The sequence below is a fragment of the Erythrobacter ramosus genome (genome assembly GCF_009828055.1).
Lineage (GTDB): Bacteria > Pseudomonadota > Alphaproteobacteria > Sphingomonadales > Sphingomonadaceae > Erythrobacter > Erythrobacter ramosus.
The window spans coordinates 61,793-82,701 of sequence record NZ_WTYB01000001.1 but is presented as its reverse complement, the minus strand read 5'-3'; the positions used below and the strand labels follow the sequence as shown (position 1 = coordinate 82,701).

Below are 20,909 nucleotides of genomic sequence, written 5' to 3'. Positions count from 1 at the left end.
CGCGGCCTACCGCAGCGCCGGGGCGGCGGGAGCGCCGGCCCGGGCCATCACAGCATCGCCGAGCCGGTCGGGCGGTGCGATCATGCTGGCAAGGCCAGCGCGGGCGACGGCACCCGGCATGCCCCACACCGCGCTCGAATCGGCATCCTGCGCGAAAATCGTCCCGCCGGCATCGACGAGGTCCTTGGCCCCTAGCGCCCCGTCGCGGCCCATGCCGGACAGGATCACCCCCAGCGCGCGGCCTTCGCAGGCTTCAGCGAGGCTGGTCAGCATCGGATCGACTGAGGGCATGCAGCCGCTCGCCGCAGGTTCAGTGCTGACCTGAACGGTGAGGGCGGAGGCACCCTTGCGGCGCACCACCATGTGGCCATGGCCGGGCGCGATCAGGATACGCCCTGGGCTCAGGATCAGGCCATCGGTGGCAATGTCGGCAGCACGCCCGCAAGCAGCCTCAATCTGGCGCGCGAAGACCGGCATGAACGATCCGGGCAGGTGCTGAGTGATCAGGATCGGCAGATCGAAATCCGGGCCAAGCCGCCGCAGCATCAGGCCCAAAGCGTGGATCCCGCCGGTCGAAGCGCCGATCGCGATTGCCTCGGGCCGCACGCTGCGCCGGGAATAGCCGGGTCGCGCAAAGCTGGGTTCGGCAAGGCGGGCGGGCAGTCTGTCATTATCGTCGAGGCGGCTGCCCAGCGCGCGGATCTTGCCGAGCAATTGCGCGCGGTACTCATCAGTGAAGCCGCCGGGCCGCGGTTTGAGCAGAGTGTCGGCGGCGCCCATCTGCAAGGCGGCGAGCGTGTGTTCGGCCCCGTCCATCGTCAGCGACGATACGACCAGCACCTGCGGGCGGCCGGGCGTAGCGAGGATCGCGGGAAGGGCGTCCAATCCGCCGATGCCGGGCATTTCGAGATCGAGCAGCACCACATCGGCGGGCTCGGCGGCAAGCTGAGCGATGGCGCGTTCGGCGCTGCTGGCGGTGCCGACAATCATCAACGCGGGATCGCTGTCTACCATCCGCTTGAAGATTGTGCGGACCGTCAGCGAATCATCGACGATCATCACCCGGATCGCGGCAGCGGCACCGGCGCGGGCGACGAGGCGGCGATCGCTCCCGTCCGGGTTACCAGACGGGGGCATCAGGGGAATGGATGAAGAGCGGTTCACGCAAACCCGACAAGCTGCAACTTGATCTGGAGCGTCTCGTGATCAAACGGCTTCATGACATATTCGTCCGCGCCAGCCTGAATGGCCTCGCGGATATGGGCCACGTCGTTTTCCGTAGTGCAGAACACCACCTTGGGCCGCTCGCCGCCGGGGCGCTGGCGCAGGTGGACGAGGAATTCGATCCCCGTCATCACCGGCATATTCCAATCGAGCAGAACCACATCAGGCATCGACGCTTCGCAGGCGTCGAGCGCCAGCTTACCGTTTTCGGCTTCTTCCACGGCAAAACCGAGGGTTTCGAGGATATGCCTCGAAACCTTGCGGATGACCCGGGAATCATCGACGATGAGGCATGTTTTCATGGGCGTTCCTGCGGTTTGAGCCCTGAAACTAGGCGCACTTGGTAAGCATAGGATTAAACTGCGGCTTCGATTTCGTGTCTTGCGGCTTCCGGCCCGGCCAGAAGGGCGGCCAGATCGAGCATCAAGGCAGGCCCCGCCATGGTCTCGACCATGCCTGTGGCAACGCGCGACCATTCCGGCCCGAACCCGCCCGGCACCTGCCCCGCTTCGTCCGCGGCCGTGGTGATGTCTTCAATCGAATCGACCATCAGCGCATAGGAATGGCCCCCATCCGTCACCACGGCGGCGCGGTGGTCGGTCGCCCAGTCAGTGCCGTCGGACCCGCCGCCAAAGCCAAGTGCGCGGCGGCAATCGATCACGGTTAGCGCCTGACTGCGCAGTGCGGTGATGCCGGCGATCCAGACGGGCGCGCGGGGAATCGGGGTGATGGTGCCGATCTCGATCACGGATTTCACGTCGAGCGCGGAGAGCGCGCAGCGGCGACCGGCGATCTGGGCGATGACGAGGAGGTCTCCGGTCATGCGGCCTCTCCTTCGACGCGGGCGGCGCGGTTGGCTTCGGACAGCGCGGCGAGCAGGCCTTCGCGGTCATAGCGGTAGATCGTCTCGCAGCCCGGCGGCGCGTCGGGCTGATCGCGCAGGCGAATTACGCGCGCTGGCAGCGCGCGGCCCAGCGCCTCTGCGACTTCGAACACATCATCGAACACGATCCCGATGGCGGCGGGGTCATTGGTGCCTTCGGGCAGGATGTCATACCCGGCGCTGGCGACCAGCGGGGCGAGAATGGTGCGCGCCCACTCGCCATCGGGCAGCACGCAGCGCGGGCGGGCGGCGGCCAGCGGCGGCTCGCCATGCAGCGCGAACAGCGCGTGAGCATCGATCAGCGTGACCGGCTGGCCCCCAATCAGCGTCATGGCTTCGGCCAGCGGGTCTTCCGGCACCGGGTGCAACGCGTCCTTGAGCTCGACCGCATCTTCGACTTCGCGCACCGCATAAAGCAGTTCGCACGCTCCGTCCGACAGGCGCAGCAGGCGCACGCGCGCTATGGTCAAGGCTTCTTCGGGCAGGCCGATCAGCGGCAGAATCAACCCGTCGATCACCACCCGCGGTCGGGCGGCGGACCGATCGATGGCAGAGGCTGGCGCCGTCTCGATCCGCTGCACCAGTTCGAGGCGAACAGCGGAGCGGCGTCCGGCAAAATCGGTGAACAACATCGCGCGCGGCGCGTCGGCGGTGACAACCGCCTCGCCCTCCATCGGCCCGATGGCCCGCACGCGGGTATCGGACATCAGGTTGTGCTGGCTGGCGATGTTGGCGACATCGAGCAACAGCACTGGTTGGCCATCATCGAGCAGGGTCGATCCGGCATAAAGGCCCGAGCGCATTACCGCCGGTGCGAGCGGCTTGACCACCAGATCACCGTGATTGTGTATGCCCTCGACCGCCAGCGCGAACAGATCACCGCTGGCGAGCCGCAGCATCACCAGCGTCGGTTCACGCGCAGCAATCTCGCAGGTGCCGAGGCCCAGCACCTCACCCAGCATCAGGCAGGGCACCCGGTTACCGCGGAAGGTGACCAGCGCGGTCTCGCCCATCCGGGTGAAATCGAGCGCGCGGGCCGAGGCCTGAACGATTTCCTCGACATAGCTTTGCGGGATGGCGAAGCGATGCCCCCCGACGTCGACCGTCAGTCCTGCGATGATGCTGAGGGTGAGGGGGATTTGCAGGCTGAACAGCGTGCCTTGGCCCGGAACGCTGGTGACCTTGATGCTGCCGCCGACCTTTTCGAGGTTCTGGCGCACCACATCGAGGCCCACGCCGCGGCCTGAGACATTGCTGACGGTCTCGGCGGTGGAGAAGCCCGGTTCGAAGATCAGGTTGAGGATCTTGTCCCGGCTCATCGTCTGTCGCTCTGAAGCGGTGATGAGGCCGGTGGCGATCGCCTTGGCGGCGATACGGTCCTCATCCAGCCCGCGCCCATCGTCGGAAATGGCGATGCTGATCGTGTTGCCCGATTGGCGCGCGGCGATGGCGAGCAGGCCAATCTCGCGCTTGCCATGGGCGAGGCGCGCAGATGGCTGCTCGATCCCGTGGTCGACCGCGTTGCGAATAAGGTGGGTGAGCGGATCGCGGATGGTCTCGATCATTTCGCGGTCGAGTTCGACATCGCCGCCGTCGAGATCAACCATGACCTGCTTGCCGAGTTCGGCGGACAGGTCCCGCACCAGCCGGGGCAGCGCGCCGAACAGCGTCTCGATCCGCTGCATCCGCATCCGCGTGATCGCGTCGCGCACATCGGACAGGATGGTGGTGAGGCGTTCGAACGGGCCGTCGATGGTCGGCTGGTTGCCTGCTTGTCGCAGCCGGTGGGCCAGATCATTGCGCGCCAGTACCATGTCGGAGACACCGCTCATCACCCGGTCGAGCAGTTCGACCGGCAAGCGGATGGTGCGCTGGGCGGCGGCGGCATCTGCGCGGCGATAGGGTGCCGCCTGCTCCTCCCCGGTGCCGAGCATCGCGTCAGCCGGTGCGTGCAGAGGTGGGTTGGACCCCTCCTTGACCCCTGTCAGGCTCCCGCTGGGGGCTGTTTCATGGGAAGCATCGACCGCAGCGATCAGGCTTTCATCGCCGCCTTCGGGAAACTCATCGCCCGCTTCGATCGCGTCGATCATCAGGGCGATACGGTCAATGATGGCGAGGACAGCGGTGACCAGTTGCTGGTCAGGCTCACGCCGCCCAGCGCGGCAATCGGCCAGCGCGTCTTCAGCGGCATGGCTGAGGCTGGCGAGGCGCGGGAAGTCGAAGAAGCCGCAATTGCCCTTCACGGTATGGACGAAGCGGAAGATCGTATCCAGCCGCGCACGGTCAGCCGGATCCGCCTCCCACGCGACGAGTTCGCCGCCGGAAGCCTCCAACATTTCGCGAGTCTCGGCGATGAAATCCGCCAGCAGATCGTCCATCAGGTGCGCAACCTCTTAGCCCTTACGGGCAGGGCTATGCGGCAAGGTTGGTTAACAAGCGCCTAGCGCGGCACCCACGCTGGGGAATGTCTGACAAAGATATGCCGCACCAGCACCACGGCGGACACCGCGCCGAACAGATTGGCGGCGAGTTCCGCGGTGTAGATCGCTGCGCTGCCCATCGATGGCTGCAACACCAGCGCCACCGGCAGCATCACCAGAAACACCCGTGCGACCGACTGCACCAGCGCAAAGCCCGCCTTGTCGACCGCGTTCATGATCCCATTGCCGACGATCAGGAGCCCGAACCCGGCATAGCCCCATGCGGCAATTTTCAGGTAGAGCGCGAATTCGGCGATCACAGCAGGATCATCGGTGAAGACCTTGGCGAAGCTTTCGCCCGCCGCCATCATCCCTAGCGCTATCAGCAGCCCCCACACGACGCAGAAACCTGCGGCATAGAGCGCCGCCTCGCGCGCCCGGTCATAGCGGCCCGCGCCCCAGTTCTGTCCGACAATGGCCCCAATCGCGCCCGACAGGCCGAGCAGCGGAACAATCACGAAGCTCTGCAATCGCCCCGCCGCGCCGAAGCCCGCCACCGCTGCTTCGCTTTCGAGCGCCACCAGCGATGTCAAAATAGCGAGGCCCAGCGGGTTGATCGCATTGGAGAATGCCGCCGGAAGCCCAACGCGGATGATCGCCTTGGCCGGGTCGATCAGGCTGCAATTGCGCAGCAAGGAAAGGTTCAAGGGCAGGGACGTCCCACGCAGCAGCACCAGCGCGGTCAGCACGCCGATCCCCCAGCCGATCACGGTCGCATAGGCCGAGCCTGCAATCCCGAACCCCTCGAACCCGAACCCGCCCATGATCAGGATCGGGTTGAGCACCCAGTTGGCGGCAGCATAGGTGATGCTGACGGTGCTCGTCCGCTTGGCCTCGCCCTGTCCGCGCAGCACGCCGTTGAAGCCCATGATCGCCAGACTCAAGGGGAAGCCGCAGGCATAGGGCGTCATATAGGCGCGGATCAGCGGCATCAGCGCGGGCGGCGCATTCATCGCGGTGAAGATCGGGTCGATCAGCAGCCACAGGGCTAGGCCCATCACCAGGCCGCATAGGACGGCGAAGACGATCCCGAAATTGGCCCGCCGCGCAGCGCGTTCAAAATCGCCTTCGCCCAGCGCACGGGCGACGACCGAATTGATCCCGACCATCACGCCGACACCCAGCGAGGTGCTAGCCACAGCCACCGGGAAGATGAAGCTGATCGCGGCCAGCGGGGCGCTGCCCAATTGGCTGATGAAATAGGCATCGACGATCCCGATCGACATGATCGCAGCCACGCCGATGACGGCTGGCAAGGTCTGACTGAACAGATGTCCGGGAATGCTGCCGCTAACGAGTTTCGCAGAAGATAGGGCGGGCGCATTCATTGTCGCCAAGGCCTAGCGGCAGCCCTCGCGGCTTGCAAAGCATTCCCTCAGCGTGCGATAGCTTGTGCCAAGGATAGACGGAGAGGAACGGCCCATGGCAACCCAGCTCAAACCGACAATTGAATGCAGCAAGGAAGAGTGGCAGGCGCGGCTTGACCTCGCGGCGTGCTACCGCATCTTCGACCACCTCGGCTGGTCGGAATCGATTTACAACCACATCTCGCTGAAGGTGCCGGGAGAGGCTGACACCTTCCTAATCAACCCGTTCGGGCTGCTGTACAGCGAAGTGACCGCGTCGAACCTCGTCAAGATTGATGTCGAGGGCAATAATGTCGGCGGTTCGCCCTATATGGTGAACAAAGCGGGCTTCACCCAGCACGGCTATTTCCACAAGCATCTGGGCGCGCGCGCCGATGCGATCTGCCACGTCCACACGACAGCGACGATGGCTGTGGCGAGCCACAAGGACGGGCTGCTGCCGACCAATTTCTACGCCTGCAACTTCCAGGGCCAGATCGGCTATCATGATTTCGAGGGCATTACGGTGCGCGCCGAAGAAGGCGAACGGCTGGTGCAGAACCTCGGCAACCACTCCATCCTGATGCTGCGCAATCACGGCCCGGTGGTGATGGACCGCACGATCCAGGGGATGTTCGTCAAGATGTGGGCCTTGCAGCGCGCCTGCGAGATTCAGGTCGCGACGCTCAGCATGGGCAACCCCGTGCTCGTCTCGCAAGAGGTGGTCGATGTCCACCAGCGCGACCTTTCCGTGATGAGCGGGCAGGGCGGCGCGGGGATGTTCGACTTTGAGGCGTGGAAGCGCCGGGTCGACAAGATCGACGATAGCTGGCGGCAGTAAGCCCGCTTTAGGCCCACCCCATGTCCCGCATGACCGTCAACGAGCGGCCGGTCGAGTTTGACCTCGATCCCCGCATGCCGCTGCTCTACGCGCTGCGCGAGGCGATGAACCTTACCGGCACCAAGGCGTGTGGCGGCGGGGCGGAGTGTTCGGGCGCGTGCATGGTGCTGGTCGACGGGGTCGCGCTCAGATCTTGCGCGATCACTCTGGCCGAGGCTGAGGGGCGTTTGATCACGACTATCGAGGGGTTGTCGCGCGATCGTGCGCACCCCGTGCAGCAGGCGATGGTGGCGCAGCAGGCGATCCAGTGCGGGTATTGCACCCCCGGCATCGTCATCGCGGTTGCCGCGCTGCTCCAGCGCAACCCTGCGCCGACCCGCGAGGATATCGACGCCGCAATTCCCAATATCTGTCGCTGCGGGGTCTATCCGCGGCTGATCAAGGCCGTGGAGCAGGCGGGCCGCGTGGCCCAGCGGCAGGAGCGTATCAGCGCCGCGCCTGCCCCCGGCATCAGCCCCGAGGACGCCGCCAAGGCCGTCCCGGCGCTGCAGGTGCCCACGCCGGAATAGCCCTTTAGAACTGTGCCGACACCGTCAGCCGCGCGTTGATCGGCGGGGCGACTGTGAGCTCGTCAGCCGAGTGGGCATTGGGGAAATAGAGCTCATCCAGCAGGTTCTCGACGTTGAGCTGCACCCGCAGGCTGGGGTTCACATCATAGAACACCGCCATATCGACCCGCGCATAGGCGGGCAGGGTGGCGGTGTTGCCATTGTCCGCAAAAGTCTCGTCCTGCGCGGTCAGGCCCAGCCCGAAGCCGAGCTGATCGGTCGCCTGCACATTGTTCCAGATTGAGAACATATGCTCGGGCAATTCGCGCACCCGGCGCCCGGTCGGGCCCGTGCGGCTTTGCTGTTCGCCATCGAGATAGGAATAGCCGGCCGTCAGGAACCAGCCCGGGGTCACCTGCCCTTGGAACTGCGCTTCGAACCCGCGAATGCGGGAATCGATGACGTCCAGCGTATCGGGATTACTGTCCGCCACCTGCGGCGAGGATTGTTCGATCTGGAACACCGCCGCCGTAAGGGACAGGCCCGCGCGGATATCCCACTTCACGCCCGCTTCAAGGTTGGAGAAGGTATCGGGATCGAGCGCATCGTTAGGCGGATTGATATCGGCAAACTGATCGCCCGAACGCGGCAGGAAGGTTTCCGAATAGCTGCCGTAGAGAGAGAGGTTATCCTGCGGCTTGAGGATCAGGCCGACACGCGGGGTCACTTCCTCGTCCTTGCGGGTGCGCACCGCGCCAGTGCGGTTGTCGAGCACCGTGATCTCAAAGCTGTCGAACCGCGCGCCAAGCACGACCCGCAGCCAATCGGCAATCTTCACTTCGTCCTGAATATAGGCCGAGAAGACGTTCAGATCGGCTTCGGTATCATCATTGAGCGCCGTGAACCCGACCCGCGTCGTGCGCCCGCTCGCCAGTGTGCCGACCCCGCCGCGCAGGGGGAAGGGCCGCACCGCCGAAAAGAATTCCACATCGGCGCGGCGGCCATCGGCGACCGCCGTGTCGAACACCGCGTTGAAGCGGTCGTTGTTGTTGCTGGTGTCGATGTATTCGCCGCCAACGATCAGCGTGTGGCCGATGCCGCCCGTGGCAAACTCGCCGATCAGATTGCCTGACAGCACCAGGTTCTGGCGCTGGTTGGTATCGATATACCCATCCATCGCGACAATGTTGTTCGCAGGCGTGTAGCCGATCGGGAAGTAGTTGGCGTAGACCTTGGAATAGTCACCCCACGAAGCGGTGAAGTTGCCCTTGAGGTTGTCCGAGAAGCTGTGCTGCACCGCGCCGCGCAGCACGTGGGCCTTGAAGGTCGCATAATTGTTGTCGGGATCGCCAAAGGTGATGCGCTTCAGTGCGCGCACCGGATCGCCATTGTCGTCTGTCGGGATGCCGCGATCGATGAAGCGTTCGTGGTCGAGATATTCGTAGCTGAGGTCGATCGTCGTCGCGCTGCCGAGTTCGGCGCGGAAGGTCGGGTTTATGCTGATCTGCTCGCCGTCAAACAGGTCGCGGTGATTGTCGAGATGCTCGTAGGCGCCATTGATCCGCAGCGCCGAGGTGTCGCTGGTGGCCAGGTTGAGATCGGCCCAGATGTCATAGGCGCCGAAGGTATCGACCGAGGCACGCACGCCGCCGAAGGTGTCGCCCACCACGCCCTTCTTGGTCACGCGGTTGAGGATACCGCCGGTTCCGCCCCGGCCGAACAGCAGGGCGTTGGGGCCGCGCAGGATTTCGACCTGTTCCAGATTGTAGAGCCCCCGGTAGTATTCGACATCGTCGCGCACCCCGTCGACAAAGAAGTCGGCGGTGGAGCGGACGCCGCGGAACACCACGGAATCGCGGTGTCCTTCGCCCTGCGAATTGGTGACGCCGGGGGTGTAGTTGACGATATCGCCAATGCTGTCGAAGCCTTGCCGCACGATCTGGTCGGCGGTGGTGATCGAAAGCGATTGCGGCACGTCGATGATCGGGGTGGGCGTGCGCAGCGCGTTGATCTGGTCGGCATAAAGCACGTTGCCGGTAACGATGATGTTGGGGCCGCGCTCTCCTGTGTCGTCGGCCTCCGCGCTGTCCGCCGCAGCGGTTTCGCTGGCGTCCGGAGCGGTATCGGCGAGCGCCGGGAAGGCGATGCTGGCGCAGCCGAGAAACAGGGCACATCGCGCGGCGCGGAGAATCATGGGTTACCTTTCAGACGATCTTGAAGGCCGGCTATTGCAACTTACTCGCATCTGCAAGGGCTCGCGTTTGGCGAGAGTGATTATCAACAAGCTGTGGCATTCGTGTCGCGGCTCGCTTAGGAATGCGGGCGGTACAACCGCAGGAATAGCAACAATGAAGGCGACGATCTGGCACAATCCGGCTTGCGGCACGTCGAGGAAGACCTTGGCGATCCTCGAAAACCTCAGCGGGGTCGAGGTGACGATGGTCGAATATCTGAAGACCCCGCCCTCGGTCGAGAAGCTCGCGCAGCTCTATCGCGACGCCGGGATTGCGCCCCAGCAAGGGCTGCGCCTGCGCGGCACCGACGCAGCCGAGCGCGGCCTGCCGAATGCTGATGATGCAGCGGTATTGGCGGCGATGGTCGCCGACCCGATCCTGATCGAGCGGCCCTTGGTCGAGACCGACAAGGGCGTGCGCCTCTGTCGCCCTCAGGACATCGTACTGGAAATTCTCTAGCTGCGTTCCTTGGTCAATTCCCGGTCCGCCTGAAGCGCGAACCATCCGTGCACCAGCACGATGGCGCACAGGGCGACGATCAACCCGAAGCCCAGCCAGTCGGAATGGCCATAGAGCCACACGCCAAGCGCGGGGGCATAGATGTAACTCGCCCCCGCCAGTGAGGCGACGATGCCGCTTGCCTGACCCTGCTCGGCGCGGGTGACGGCGAGCGAGGTGCCTGCTGTGGTGCCGGGACGGAACAGGCCGAAGCCCAGCGAGGCGATGGCATAGCCCAGCGCGATCAGGTGGAGGTCGCCCGCAATCGCCAGAATGACCGTGCCCAAGGCCGCTGTCGCGATCCCCCATAAGGTCGCCGCGCGCGGGCCGAGATCGAAGCGTGGGATCAGGCCCCACTGCGCCAGCAGCGTGGCAATCGCTCCGCTCATCAACACCAGCCCGACCGGCCCCGCGCCCTCGGCTGGCGTATCGCGCAGGCCCAACCGGTCGAGCACCAGAAAGCCCGAAATACCCAGTACCATCGCCTGTGCATGCCCGCCGAACAGCCCCGCAAACACCCAGGGCCGCAGGCGCGGATCGCGCCAGCTAAGGCGCGGCGGCTCTGCGGCGGCATCTTCCTGCTCGGTCGTTTCCTGCGGATCGACCGGCGCACCCGACCCGCTCGAATAGGCCACCCCTTGCCCGCGCGCGGCATATTGCGGCTCGTCATTGGGCAAGCGCAGCCGCAGCAGCACCAGCGCGACGACGCCAATCGCGGCAAAGGCGAGGAACGGCCCGGTCAGCCCGAGGCCAAGGAACGGCACTACCATCAGCGGCGCCAGCGCCGGCCCGATCACGGTACCAAGGCCAAAGCTCGATGCGATCAGGGACAGCGCCTGCGTGCGTTCGGCGCGCGGGGTGCGCGAGGCGACATAGGCCTGCACTGCGGGCGGCGCGGCGCTGCCGAACCCGCCATACAGGCTTCGCGCAGCAGCAAAGGCAATCAGGGTCCAGACCGCTGACAACACGCCCGAAAGCCCGGCCCACAAGGCCGCGCCGCACAGCACGAAGGACACGATAAAGCCGGTCAGTCCCAGCGCCATCATCGCCTTGCGCCCGCGCTGGTCTGACCGCCGCGCCCAGAACGGCGCGCACACCACCCAAAGCAGCGCAGACCAGCTATAGGCAAGGCTGATCCACACATCGTCGACCTGCAACGCGGTCCCGATCGAGGGCATCACCGATTGCATCGCGGTGTTGCCCGCCGCTGTCACCAGCATGACCATGAACAACAACGCCATGCGCGAAGGCGGGATCGCGCCAGTCGGGGCGGCGGAAGTCGCGGCCGGGTCCCGGGTCAGCTTGGGGTCGGTGTCGGCCATGGGCTTGGCAGAGCGCCGCTATTCGAAGATATCGGCGGCGCGCTGGGGCAAATCGTCGCTCAGTTGGCGGTAGATCGCCACCGTCACCACCACGAACAGCGCAGTCAGCAGCGCATTGACCAACGCATTCACCGCGGCCCCGCCAATGGTCGCGACCCCGCCGCCCAGTGCCGACAGGATGAGAGTGATGATCCCGGAAACAAGCGTCGAAATGATCCCGATCACCACCACAAGCAGCGCAATGAAGACGGCAATCCGCACGCTGTTGCCCTTGGTCAGCTGCCACGACCGCACCAAGGCGGTGAAAGGATTGCGCTGGCCTTCGATCGCGATCACGGGGGCCGCCAGCGAAACCTTCACCATGATATAGATGATCGCTACCAGCGCGACCAACACCGCCAGCACCGCCACCGCCTCACCGCCCAGCGCCGAGATTAGGCCAAGCGGGAGGCCGATAGCCAGCGACGCGCCGATCACCGTGATCAATTGCGCCGCGATATAGCTTGGCAGGCCCTTGATCCCGGTCGCCAGCGCTTCGCCCACGGTCGGATTGCCGCGGTCGGTCAGCAGGGCAAACAGGCTCATCGATCCGATGAACTGCATGGCGAATACCGCGAGCAGGATCGGCCAGTTATCGGCATAAAGTGCCGTCATCTGATCGACCGCGGCCTGCATCACCACAGCCGGGTCCTCGCCTCCGCTCGATCCTGCCGGAGGAGCGGTCGTGATCGCGGTGACAGGTACGAATAGGGCGCTGGCCATCGATGGCAGGAAGAAGAATAGCCCCGCAATCGCGCCGATGGTGTCACGGTTGAGGCCCATCAGCGCCGTCGCCTGCGTCCAGGCCTTCCCCATATCGAGCTTGCCGTGTGCCATCTGCGCTGTTCCGATTCCAAGAAGTTCCAAGGCCCGCGCAAGCGCAATCGCCTCTTGATCTCGCCGCTCAATGCCCCCACCGATGCGCCATGGCAAGCACTGCTCCTGTCCCCGGCGTTGCATATCCGATTGAATGGCGGCGTGAGAGCGCGCCGGTGGCGTACTCGGCTGCGCTGGCGGCGATGGAAGCGCGCAATGCAGCTGTGCACGCGGGTGAGGCGGCGGAGCTGGTGTGGCTGCTCGAACATCCCCCGGTCTACACCGCCGGCACCAGCGCTGATCCGGCGGAGCTGGTCGATCCGCGGTTCGAAGTGGTCGAGGCGGGGCGGGGCGGACGCTACACCTACCACGGGCCGGGTCAACGGGTGGGTTATCTCGTGCTGGACCTCGCCAAGCGCGGCAAGGACGTCCGCTGCTTCGTCCACGCGATTGAAGGCTGGGTGATCGCCACCTTGGCAGGATTCGGCGTGGAAAGCTGGCGGGCCGAAGGCCGCGTCGGCATCTGGACCAAGGACATTGACGGGCGCGAGGCCAAGATCGGCGCGATCGGCGTGCGGGTGCGGCGCTGGGTCACGATGCACGGCTTTTCGGTCAATCTCGACCCTGACCTGTCGCACTTCGGCGGGATCGTGCCTTGCGGGATTGCCGAATATGGCGTCACCAGTCTGGCGCGGCTGGGCCTCAGCGTTTCGCCCGACGCATGGGACGCGGCTCTGATCGCCAGCAGCGATGATTTCCTTGACGCATTGGACGCCGCGGCGAAAAGAGCGTGCCAATGACCCGCGCCGCGATCCTTGTCCTTGCTCTTCTCGCTTCGGCCTGCTCCGAGGATGCGACCACGTCTGCCCAGCAGCGCGGAGAGGCTTCGGGCGAAGTGCTCGCCGGATCGATCAGCGATGCAATGATCCCGTTGGAGCAGCTTGAATCGCAGGCCCCCCTCGCGCCGCAACAGGCCATCCCGACCGGGGATATTGACGCCGAACAGCCCGACGTGACCCCGGTGCCGGGGATCGACGGTGCTCCGCCAAGCGAAGGGGCCGAAGCAGCGCCTGGTGCGCCCGCGCCGGATCAGCCGCGGCAATAGCCCGCCTTATCCGGCAGTCAGCCATTCTCGTCATCCCAGCGGAAGCTGGGACCTAGAGCGGCAAGCGCTGCACCATTTGGCCCTAGGCCCCAGCTTCCGCTGGGGTGACGGTAAGGGTTGGCGGCGAACATCTGGAATCCGCTGATGTCTGCAATCGAGGGCTTCCGGCTCCACAGCCTTGCTCCCGGCAGCGCCCAAGCGGACGCTGCCGGGCATCCTGTCACTCCGCCGCTTCGGCCTGTTCCTCGGCCAGCGTCGGGTAATCGACGTAGCCTTCGGGGATCGGGAAGTACCAGCTCTTGGGCACGTCCTTGTTCGGGTTCCAATGCGCGCCGACCGCGATCCGCTTTTCCAGATCGGGGTTGGAGATGTACGGGCGGCCAAAGCTCACCGCATCGCACTTGCCGCTGGTCACATCGGCAACGGCTTCCTCGGCGGTATAGTCCGAATTGAGGATCAGCGTGCCGGTGTAGATCTGGCGGATCAGCGGGCTCTGCTTGGGCACGTCGGTCTGGCCGAAGGTGCCATCCGGGCCGGGCTCGCGCAGTTCGACGAAGGCGAGGCCGAGCTCTTCGCACACCTTGGCCGCCGCGCCGAAGGTCGCTGCCGGGTTGCTGTCATCGGTGCCCTGCGAGTCGCCATTGGGCGACAGGCGGATGCCGACGCGATCCGCGCCCCACACGTCGATCAGCGCTTCCAGCACTTCGCGCATGAAGCGGGTGCGGTTTTCCGGCGAGCCGCCATATTCGTCGGTGCGCAGGTTGGTGCCATCGCGCAGGAACTGGTCGACCAGGTAGCCATTGGCGCTGTGCAATTGGACCCCGTCAAAGCCCGCCTTTTTGGCGTTTTCGGCGGCGCGGCGGTAGTCGCCAATCGTGCGCTGGATATCCTCATGCGTCATCGCACGTGCCTGCGCATAGGGCGACTTGCCGGTGGGCGTGTGAGCCTCGCCCGGCGCGGTGGTGGCGCTGGCGGAGAACGGCGGCTGGCCATCGAGGAACACCGGGTGGACGATCCGGCCCATGTGCCACAGCTGCATGACGATCAGGCCGCCTTCTTCGTGCACAGCCTTGGTGGTGGCCTTCCACGCCTCGGTCTGCTCGTCGCTCCAGATGCCCGGCGCGCTCGGCCAGCCGAGGCCTTCGCGGCTGATGCCGGTCGCTTCGGTCAGGATCATCCCGGCGCCTGCGCGCTGGCGGTAATAGGTCGCCATCAGCGCGTTGGGGGTGAACATCGGCTCAGCCGCGCGCCCACGAGTGAGCGGGGCCATGTGGATGCGGTTCTTGGCATGGAGCGCGCCCATCTGGAGCGGCTGGAACAGTGCGTCGTGCATATGTGGGTAATCCTTGTGAGCCAGTTTTGATTGGCTATCCAATTGGGGGGCGCAGGGCTAGGGCGCAAGCATGGAAATTGAGGAGCGCCCCCAAGTAGAACTTGTCGGTGAACCGCCGCGCCCGGCGGCGTGGCTGCTGCTGCTCGCGCTGTTTGGCGGCAACGTGGCGCTGGCAATCGGGCCGTGGTTCGTGCGTTTGGCGGATACCGGGCCGGTAGCCGCCGGGTTCTGGCGGCTGTTTCTGGCGTTGCCATTTCTGGTGCTGCTGGCGCGGACGAATGGCCAGCGGCTGACGGGGATGCCCGCGACAACGCTCGCGCTGGTGGCGCTGGGGGCGGTGACTTTCGCGCTCGATCTCGCCAGCTGGCACATCGGGATCGGCATGACGCGACTGGGCAATGCGACGCTGTTCGGCAATGCCGGGTCGATTGTCCTGCTGTTCTGGGGCTTCCTCGTCGCGCGCACGCTGCCCGGTCGGCTGGAGTGGCTGGCGATTGTTTTTGCCTTGGCGGGCGCGGCGATCCTGATGGGCCGCAGCCTCGAGATTTCGAACGAAACCCTGATCGGCGACCTGTTCAGCGTGGCGGCGGGGCTGCTTTACGCAGTGTACCTGCTGACCTTGCAGGGTGCGCGTGGGCAGTTCGGATCGTGGAGCCTGCTGGTATGGGTGAGCCTGTTCGGCTGCCCGGTGCTGCTGGCGATAGCCTTGGCGCTGGGCGAGCCGGTGTGGCCGCAGGCTTGGGGGCCGGTGGTGGGGCTGTTCGTGCTCAGCCAGTTGGTGGGGCAGGGGCTGATGGTGTTCGCGCTGAAATACTTCCCGCCGCTGGTGGTGGGACTGGCGCTGCTGACTCAGCCCGCGGTCGCCTCAATCTACGGCTGGCTGGCGTTCGGCGAAGTGCTGTCGCCGCTGGATATTGTGGGGATGGTGCTGGTGGGGGCTGCTTTGGCGGTGAGCAGGGCGAGGGCCACCTAGCCTCCCTCGTCACCCCAGCGAAAGCTGGGGCCTAGGGCAATCAAGCGTTGAGCGTGAGGAAGAGGTCATCCCAAGTCGGGTTCTGCCTCTCGATCGCTTCGATCTTCCAGCTGCGCTTCCAGGCCTTGATCGCCTTTTCGCGGGCGATGGCGTTTTCGATGGTCGGGTAGTGATCGACATAAACGAGCCGCGTGCATTTGTAGCGCGATGTGAACGTGCCGCCCTTGCCTTCGCGGTGTTGCGTGATGCGGGCGGGTAGGTCGCTGGTTACGCCGGTGTAGAGCACGCCATAGCGCCTGTTCGTCATGATATAGACGTAGCCACCGCGTTCCATTTCAGAGGCTTAGCATAATTCCGCCCTAGGCCCCAGCTTTCGCTGGGGTGACGAAGTTAGAATAGTACGTCATGCCAGCGAAAGCTGGCACCTAGAGCCGTCGCAGAGCTTCAATCCCCGCTGAAATGTACCTTGCCCAAATCCCCCATGCCCACAGTCCCGCTTGCCATCTCCAGCATCCGGTCGAGGCTGCGCTTGGCCTTCAGGCGGATGCCTTCCTCAATCACGATCTGCGGCTGCAAATCGCGGAGCGCCACATACAGCTTCTCCATCGTGTTCAGCGCCATGTAGGGGCAAATGTTGCACGAGCAGTTTCCGTCCGCACCGGGCGCACCGATGAAGTGCTTGTTCGGCAGCGCCTTTTCCATCTGGTGGATGATGTGCGGCTCGGTCGCGACGATCAGGGTGTCGCCTTCAAAGTCCTTGGCGAAGGCTAGGATGCCGCTGGTCGAGCCGACATAGTCCGCGTGATCGATGATCGTCGGCGGGCATTCCGGGTGCGCGGCAATCGGCGCGCCGGGATATTGCTCTTTCAGCTTGAGCAGTTCGGTTTCCGAGAACGCCTCGTGGACGATGCACACGCCCGGCCACAGCAGCATTTCGCGGTTGAACTTGCGGCTGAGGTAGCCGCCGAGGTGCCGGTCGGGGCCGAAGATGATCTTCTGCTCGGGCGGGATCTGGGCGAGGATCGTCTCGGCGCTGGAGCTGGTGACGATCACGTCCGAGAGCGCCTTCACCTCGGTCGAGCAGTTGATGTAAGTCAGCGCGATGTGATCGGGGTGGGCTTCGCGGAACGCGCGGAATTTCTCGGGCGGGCAGGAGTCCTCAAGGCTGCACCCGGCGTCCATGTCGGGCAGGATCACCGTCTTCTGCGGCGAGAGGATCTTGGCGGTGTCGGCCATGAACTTGACCCCGCAGAACGCGATCACGTCGGCATCGGTCGCCGCCGCTTTGCGCGACAATTCGAGGCTGTCCCCCACGAAGTCGGCAATGTCCTGAATGTCGGGCGTCTGATAATAATGCGCGAGGATCACCCCGTTGCGCTCTTTGCGCAAACGGTTGATCTCGGCCAGCAGATCGGTGCCGGTGGGGTTGCGGGTCAGCAGGCTCATCGGTCAGTCCCCGTTATCTCAGGAACCGCCGATATAGGGGCTCGCCCCCGATTTTCGAGCGAAAAGCTTGGGCACCCGCCCTACATCGTGAAGCCCGGCGGCAGGAACGGCCCCATCGGCCGCTCGGCCCCCGGCGTGCCGGCGATCACTGCTTCGGTGATGGCGTGGCCGATCGGCGAATAGGCCAGAGCCATCGAGGCGAGGAAGCCGCCGACATTGATCCCCATGCCCCACCAATAGGCCGGATGCACCCGGCCATTGGTCCGCCAATCGACCAGCATCGCGACCGCGCCGAACACAAAGCTCGCCGAAACCGCGATCGGCCAGGCATAGGGGATCAGCAGCGGCATCGGCAGCAGCCGCCCGAGGCCCGGCCCGGTCAGCGCGCTCATCGCCACCAGCATCAGCCGCCGGTGCCAGCCGGTGTAACGCCGCACCCTGAGCGCCCCGAGCGCGAGCCCGCCGAACACCAGCAGCCCCGCCAGATTGCTGATGAAAAACTCGTTCTGCGCGAAGAAGAACGGCCCACCCGTCTCGCGGATCGAAACGACAATGATCATCGCCCCTGCCGCCACCATCGCCGGGATGAAAACATAGGCGAGCTTGCCCAGCTGGCGGTGCAACCCGCGGTTGCCGCTCGCGATGGTCACGGCCTGCGCGAGATACAGCCCGAGCCAGCCCATGAAGATCATGCCGTGGACATGGAACGCGGCCGGCAGCGCAAAGCTTGATCGCCCCATCGCCAGATTGAGCGAGAAGCCCGCCACGATCACCAGCGCCATGACGAATGCCATGATGGTATAAAAGCGCGTGCCTTCTGTCGCCGCGCCGCGTTGTGCCAAAGTGGCCATCCCGCCCCCCAATTTCGCGCCCCGACGTAGAGGAACACCAAAATGGCAGACGGTGCAAGCGCGCTTTACACGACCCGCCAGACCTCGCCGTCGCGCCGCACCGCGCCGCGCTTTTCCAGATCGATCAGATGCGCGGTCACGCTCATCTCGGCGGCCGGGATCAGGCGCGGGTCGAGGCCCTTGTACATATCGGGGATGAAGCCGCTGACGGGCCGCGCTGTCTCGCCCAGCAGACGCAGGATCTGCGCTTCACGCTGGCGGCGGTGGCCGATCATGCCGCGTACCAGCTGGCGCGGTTTTTCAATCGCTGCACCATGGGCCGAGTGGTAGCGCACGTCATCGCGCGCCATCAGCTTTTCCAGGCTCGCCATGTAATCGCCCATGTCGCCATCAGGCGGGATCACGACGCTGGTCGACCAGCCCATTACGTGATCGCCGGTGAATAGCGCGCCGCTCTCCTCCAAAGCGAAGCACAGGTGGTTCGAGGTGTGGCCCGGCGTCGCGACGGCGGTAAGCGTCCAGCCGGTGCCGCGCATCCCTTCGCCGTCCACCAGCACGCGGTCGGGCGCATAGGTCGGATCGAAGGCTTCGTCCGAGCGCGGGCCATCCACTTGGAGCACCAGCGGCGCGCAGCCGACAATCGGCGCGCCGGTCAGCTCCGCTAGCGGCGCGGCGGCAGGCGAGTGATCGCGGTGGGTGTGGGTGCACATGATCGCGAGGATTGTGCGCCCCGCCGCAGCGGCGATGATCGCGGCGATATGTTCAGGCTCGTTCGGGCCGGGATCGATCACCGCGCAATCCGGCCCTCGCGGATCGCCGACGACATAGGTCTGCGTGCCGGTAAAGGTGTAGGGTGAGGGATTGGGCGCCAGCACGCGCAGCACCAGCGGCTCGACCGCTTCGGCAAGCCCGGTGGGCCAGGGCTGGGGAGGGATCGTGACCATGGCCTTGCATATGGCGAGCGCCGTGGCAGATGTCACGTCGGAGAGAGGAATACCCCATGGCTGATTACATCCTCGTCCTTGACGAAGGCACCACCTCCACCCGCGCGATCTTGTTTGCGAGTGACGGTGTGCTGGTAGCCTCGGCGCAGGCGCCGCTTGAGCAGCATTACCCGCAGAGCGGCTGGGTCGAGCATGATCCGCGCGAGATCTGGGACAAGACGCTGGCCTGCGCGCTGGAAGTGATCCCCAAGGCAGGCGGCGCGGCGAGCATTGCCGCCATCGGCATCACCAACCAGCGCGAAACCGTGGTGGCGTGGGACCGCAGCACCGGCGAGCCGCTGACCAACGCGATTGTCTGGCAGGACCGCCGCACCGAGCCGTTCTGCGCTGAACTGCGCGAGGCGGGCCATGAGGCTGGCGTACAAGAACGTACCGGCCTGCTGCTCGACCCCTATTTCTCGGGCACCAAGATGCGCTGGATGCTCGATAATGTGCCGGACGTGCGCGCGGCGGCGGACGCAGGCACGCTGGCGTTCGGCACGGTCGAAAGCTGGCTGACCTACAAGCTGACCGGCGGGGCGGCGCATATCACCGATGCCAGCAACGCCAGCCGCACCTTGCTGATGGGGCTGGAGGATGCGCAATTCGACGAAGGGCTGTGCGATCTGTTCGGCGTGCCACTGGCCGCGCTGCCAGGCGTGGTCGATATGGCCGGGCTGCTCGCCATGACTGATCCCAGGTTGCTGGGCCGGGCCATCCCGATCACGGGCCTCGCGGGCGATCAGCAGGCGGCGACCATCGGGCAAGCGTGCCTTGCGCCCGGCCAGACCAAGGCGACCTATGGCACCGGCGCATTTGTGCTGACCTGTCAGGGGCGCCGCATCCCGCGCTCGACCAACCGCTTGCTCGGCACGGTACTGACCCAGCTTGAAGGGCAGCGCACCTATGCCATCGAAGGCTCGGTGTTCGTGGCAGGCAGTCTGGTCCAATGGCTGCGGGATTCGCTCGGCATTGTGCAGGTGGCGGAGGAGACCGAGGCGCTCGCCCGCTCGATCCCGGATAGCGGCGGGGTGGTGATCGTGCCCGCGCTGTCAGGGCTGGGCGCGCCGCATTGGCAGGCCGAAGCGCGCGGGGTGATCGCGGGGCTCAGTTTCTCCAGCGGCAAGGCCGAGTTGGCGCGCGCCGCGCTGGAGGCGATGGCGCATCAGACGCATGATCTGTGCGCCGCCTTCACCAAGGATGGCGCACCGTGGCACACGCTCAGGATCGACGGCGGCATGGCGGCGAATGACTGGATGGCGCAGGATTTGGCCGACATGCTCGGCATCACGGTCGAGCGGCCCGGCTTTGTCGAGACGACCGCCTTGGGGGCAGCGATGCTGGCGGCGTGCGGGGTGGGGATGTACCCCGATCTGGGCGCAGCGGCGCAGGCCATGCGCGGGCGGTTGGTGACGTTCGAGCCGCAGATGGACGCCGACGTGCGCGATGCACGGCTGGGGCGGTGGCGAAAGGCGCTGAGCGCGGCTTAGCCGAAGCGCCCGAGTTCCCGTCCAATCCGATCCTGAAAGGCTCGCACCGGCGAGGCCATTTCGAAATGCTGGCGCCACGCTTCGTCGAGCCGCGCGATGCGCTGGTGCAGCTTTTCAGTGTCGGCGATCAGCTCGCGGGTTTCCGGCTCGAGCAGCGCCAACTGCTTTTCGTCCGAGCCGCGATCCGGCGGCAGCGCACCGTGCAGGCGCACCTGATTTTCGCTGAGTTCCCCCTGAAACAGCGCGCGCTGGTTCAAGAGCCATGCCAGCACATGCATCATCCGGGTGGTGGTCTTCAGCCCCTCGGTCGAAAGCGCGAGCCGCACGAAGGCGTCCTCGCCTGCCAGCGGCTCGCGCGTGCCGGCGGCAAACACCGCCCGCACGTCATCCGCCAGAACGAGCGCTTCGGTGTAGAGCGCCTCGACGATCGGGCGCGAAAGGTTGGTGGTACGAGCCATATTGCGCCGCAAGCTACGTCGCCGCGCGCCTCACCGCCA

The 20,909-nt window shown here is 65.5% G+C and carries 21 protein-coding genes; 7 read left to right on the top strand and 14 right to left on the bottom strand.

Annotated elements, in window-relative coordinates; all coding sequences use genetic code 11:
- Positions 1 to 6 precede the first annotated feature (6 nt).
- The 5 genes from cheB to GRI59_RS00390 form a co-directional block, all read right to left on the bottom strand.
- Complete coding sequence (cheB, locus tag GRI59_RS00410; protein WP_237440626.1) at positions 7 to 1,137, bottom strand: chemotaxis-specific protein-glutamate methyltransferase CheB; 1,131 nt, start codon at positions 1,135 to 1,137, stop codon at positions 7 to 9.
- Between the two features lie 23 nt (positions 1,138 to 1,160).
- Positions 1,161 to 1,526, bottom strand: coding sequence for a response regulator (locus tag GRI59_RS00405; RefSeq protein WP_160759252.1), 366 nt, complete (start codon positions 1,524 to 1,526; stop codon positions 1,161 to 1,163).
- 53 nt (positions 1,527 to 1,579) lie between these two features.
- A complete protein-coding gene (locus GRI59_RS00400) occupies positions 1,580 to 2,047 on the bottom strand; it encodes a chemotaxis protein CheW (RefSeq protein WP_160759251.1) in 468 nt (155 codons plus the stop codon).
- Positions 2,044 to 4,485, bottom strand: a complete 2,442-nt coding sequence (locus GRI59_RS00395; protein WP_160759250.1) for a chemotaxis protein CheA — start codon at positions 4,483 to 4,485, stop codon at positions 2,044 to 2,046. Before GRI59_RS00395 ends, GRI59_RS00400 begins: the two co-directional genes overlap by 4 nt.
- Before the next feature lie 62 nt (positions 4,486 to 4,547).
- The gene (locus GRI59_RS00390) at positions 4,548 to 5,915 is read right to left on the bottom strand and encodes an MATE family efflux transporter (RefSeq protein WP_160759249.1); all 1,368 of its coding nucleotides are present in this window, start codon (positions 5,913 to 5,915) and stop codon (positions 4,548 to 4,550) included.
- 94 nt (positions 5,916 to 6,009) lie between these two features.
- On the opposite strand from GRI59_RS00390, the gene GRI59_RS00385 reads away from it, so the two are divergent.
- Positions 6,010 to 6,774: a class II aldolase/adducin family protein gene (locus GRI59_RS00385; protein ID WP_160759248.1), complete on the top strand. Its 765-nt coding sequence runs from the start codon at positions 6,010 to 6,012 to the stop codon at positions 6,772 to 6,774.
- Positions 6,775 to 6,794: 20 nt separating this feature from the next.
- Entirely contained in the window at positions 6,795 to 7,343 is a 549-nt protein-coding gene (locus tag GRI59_RS00380; protein ID WP_160759247.1) for a (2Fe-2S)-binding protein, read from the top strand.
- A gap of 4 nt (positions 7,344 to 7,347) precedes the next feature.
- Here GRI59_RS00380 and GRI59_RS00375 read toward each other — a convergent pair whose 3' ends face one another.
- Positions 7,348 to 9,516: a TonB-dependent receptor gene (locus tag GRI59_RS00375; protein WP_160759246.1), complete on the bottom strand. Its 2,169-nt coding sequence runs from the start codon at positions 9,514 to 9,516 to the stop codon at positions 7,348 to 7,350.
- Between the two features lie 154 nt (positions 9,517 to 9,670).
- On the opposite strand from GRI59_RS00375, the gene GRI59_RS00370 reads away from it, so the two are divergent.
- Positions 9,671 to 10,015 carry an arsenate reductase family protein gene (locus GRI59_RS00370; protein ID WP_160759245.1) on the top strand — a complete coding sequence of 115 codons (345 nt, stop codon included), beginning with the start codon at positions 9,671 to 9,673 and terminating at the stop codon, positions 10,013 to 10,015.
- On the opposite strand, the gene GRI59_RS00365 is transcribed toward GRI59_RS00370, so the two are convergent.
- Positions 10,012 to 11,376 carry an MFS transporter gene (locus GRI59_RS00365; protein ID WP_183363565.1) on the bottom strand — a complete coding sequence of 455 codons (1,365 nt, stop codon included), beginning with the start codon at positions 11,374 to 11,376 and terminating at the stop codon, positions 10,012 to 10,014. The genes GRI59_RS00370 and GRI59_RS00365 overlap by 4 nt on opposite strands.
- Positions 11,377 to 11,394: 18 nt before the next feature.
- Complete coding sequence (locus GRI59_RS00360; protein ID WP_160759244.1) at positions 11,395 to 12,252, bottom strand: DUF7847 domain-containing protein; 858 nt, start codon at positions 12,250 to 12,252, stop codon at positions 11,395 to 11,397.
- An 89-nt stretch (positions 12,253 to 12,341) separates the two neighbouring features.
- Between GRI59_RS00360 and lipB the strand changes: the two genes are divergently transcribed.
- Positions 12,342 to 13,031 (top strand): lipoyl(octanoyl) transferase LipB, encoded by a 690-nt coding sequence (lipB, locus tag GRI59_RS00355; RefSeq protein ID WP_183363567.1) that lies wholly within the window; start codon positions 12,342 to 12,344, stop codon positions 13,029 to 13,031.
- A complete protein-coding gene (locus GRI59_RS00350) occupies positions 13,028 to 13,336 on the top strand; it encodes a hypothetical protein (protein WP_160759243.1) in 309 nt (102 codons plus the stop codon). Before lipB ends, GRI59_RS00350 begins: the two co-directional genes overlap by 4 nt.
- A gap of 220 nt (positions 13,337 to 13,556) precedes the next feature.
- On the opposite strand, the gene GRI59_RS00345 is transcribed toward GRI59_RS00350, so the two are convergent.
- Positions 13,557 to 14,669 (bottom strand): alkene reductase, encoded by a 1,113-nt coding sequence (locus GRI59_RS00345; protein ID WP_160759242.1) that lies wholly within the window; start codon positions 14,667 to 14,669, stop codon positions 13,557 to 13,559.
- Positions 14,670 to 14,739: 70 nt separating this feature from the next.
- Here GRI59_RS00345 and GRI59_RS00340 point away from each other — a divergent pair, with 70 nt between their 5' ends.
- Positions 14,740 to 15,642: a DMT family transporter gene (locus tag GRI59_RS00340; protein ID WP_160759241.1), complete on the top strand. Its 903-nt coding sequence runs from the start codon at positions 14,740 to 14,742 to the stop codon at positions 15,640 to 15,642.
- Between the two features lie 40 nt (positions 15,643 to 15,682).
- On the opposite strand, the gene GRI59_RS00335 is transcribed toward GRI59_RS00340, so the two are convergent.
- The 4 genes from GRI59_RS00335 to GRI59_RS00320 all read right to left on the bottom strand — a co-directional run bounded on the left by GRI59_RS00335 (position 15,683) and on the right by GRI59_RS00320 (position 18,883).
- Positions 15,683 to 15,976 carry a GIY-YIG nuclease family protein gene (locus GRI59_RS00335; protein ID WP_160759240.1) on the bottom strand — a complete coding sequence of 98 codons (294 nt, stop codon included), beginning with the start codon at positions 15,974 to 15,976 and terminating at the stop codon, positions 15,683 to 15,685.
- A 110-nt stretch (positions 15,977 to 16,086) separates the two neighbouring features.
- Positions 16,087 to 17,088 carry a quinolinate synthase NadA gene (gene nadA / locus GRI59_RS00330; RefSeq protein ID WP_160759239.1) on the bottom strand — a complete coding sequence of 334 codons (1,002 nt, stop codon included), beginning with the start codon at positions 17,086 to 17,088 and terminating at the stop codon, positions 16,087 to 16,089.
- A gap of 80 nt (positions 17,089 to 17,168) precedes the next feature.
- Positions 17,169 to 17,939, bottom strand: coding sequence for a hypothetical protein (locus tag GRI59_RS00325; RefSeq protein WP_237440624.1), 771 nt, complete (start codon positions 17,937 to 17,939; stop codon positions 17,169 to 17,171).
- A 65-nt stretch (positions 17,940 to 18,004) separates the two neighbouring features.
- Positions 18,005 to 18,883 carry an MBL fold metallo-hydrolase gene (locus tag GRI59_RS00320; RefSeq protein ID WP_160759238.1) on the bottom strand — a complete coding sequence of 293 codons (879 nt, stop codon included), beginning with the start codon at positions 18,881 to 18,883 and terminating at the stop codon, positions 18,005 to 18,007.
- 56 nt (positions 18,884 to 18,939) lie between these two features.
- Between GRI59_RS00320 and glpK the strand changes: the two genes are divergently transcribed.
- A complete protein-coding gene (glpK, locus tag GRI59_RS00315) occupies positions 18,940 to 20,412 on the top strand; it encodes a glycerol kinase GlpK (protein ID WP_160759237.1) in 1,473 nt (490 codons plus the stop codon).
- On the opposite strand, the gene GRI59_RS00310 is transcribed toward glpK, so the two are convergent.
- Entirely contained in the window at positions 20,409 to 20,870 is a 462-nt protein-coding gene (locus GRI59_RS00310) for a DUF1465 family protein (protein WP_160759236.1), read from the bottom strand. The two genes, glpK and GRI59_RS00310, sit on opposite strands and share 4 nt — an antisense overlap.
- Positions 20,871 to 20,909: the final 39 nt, after the last annotated feature.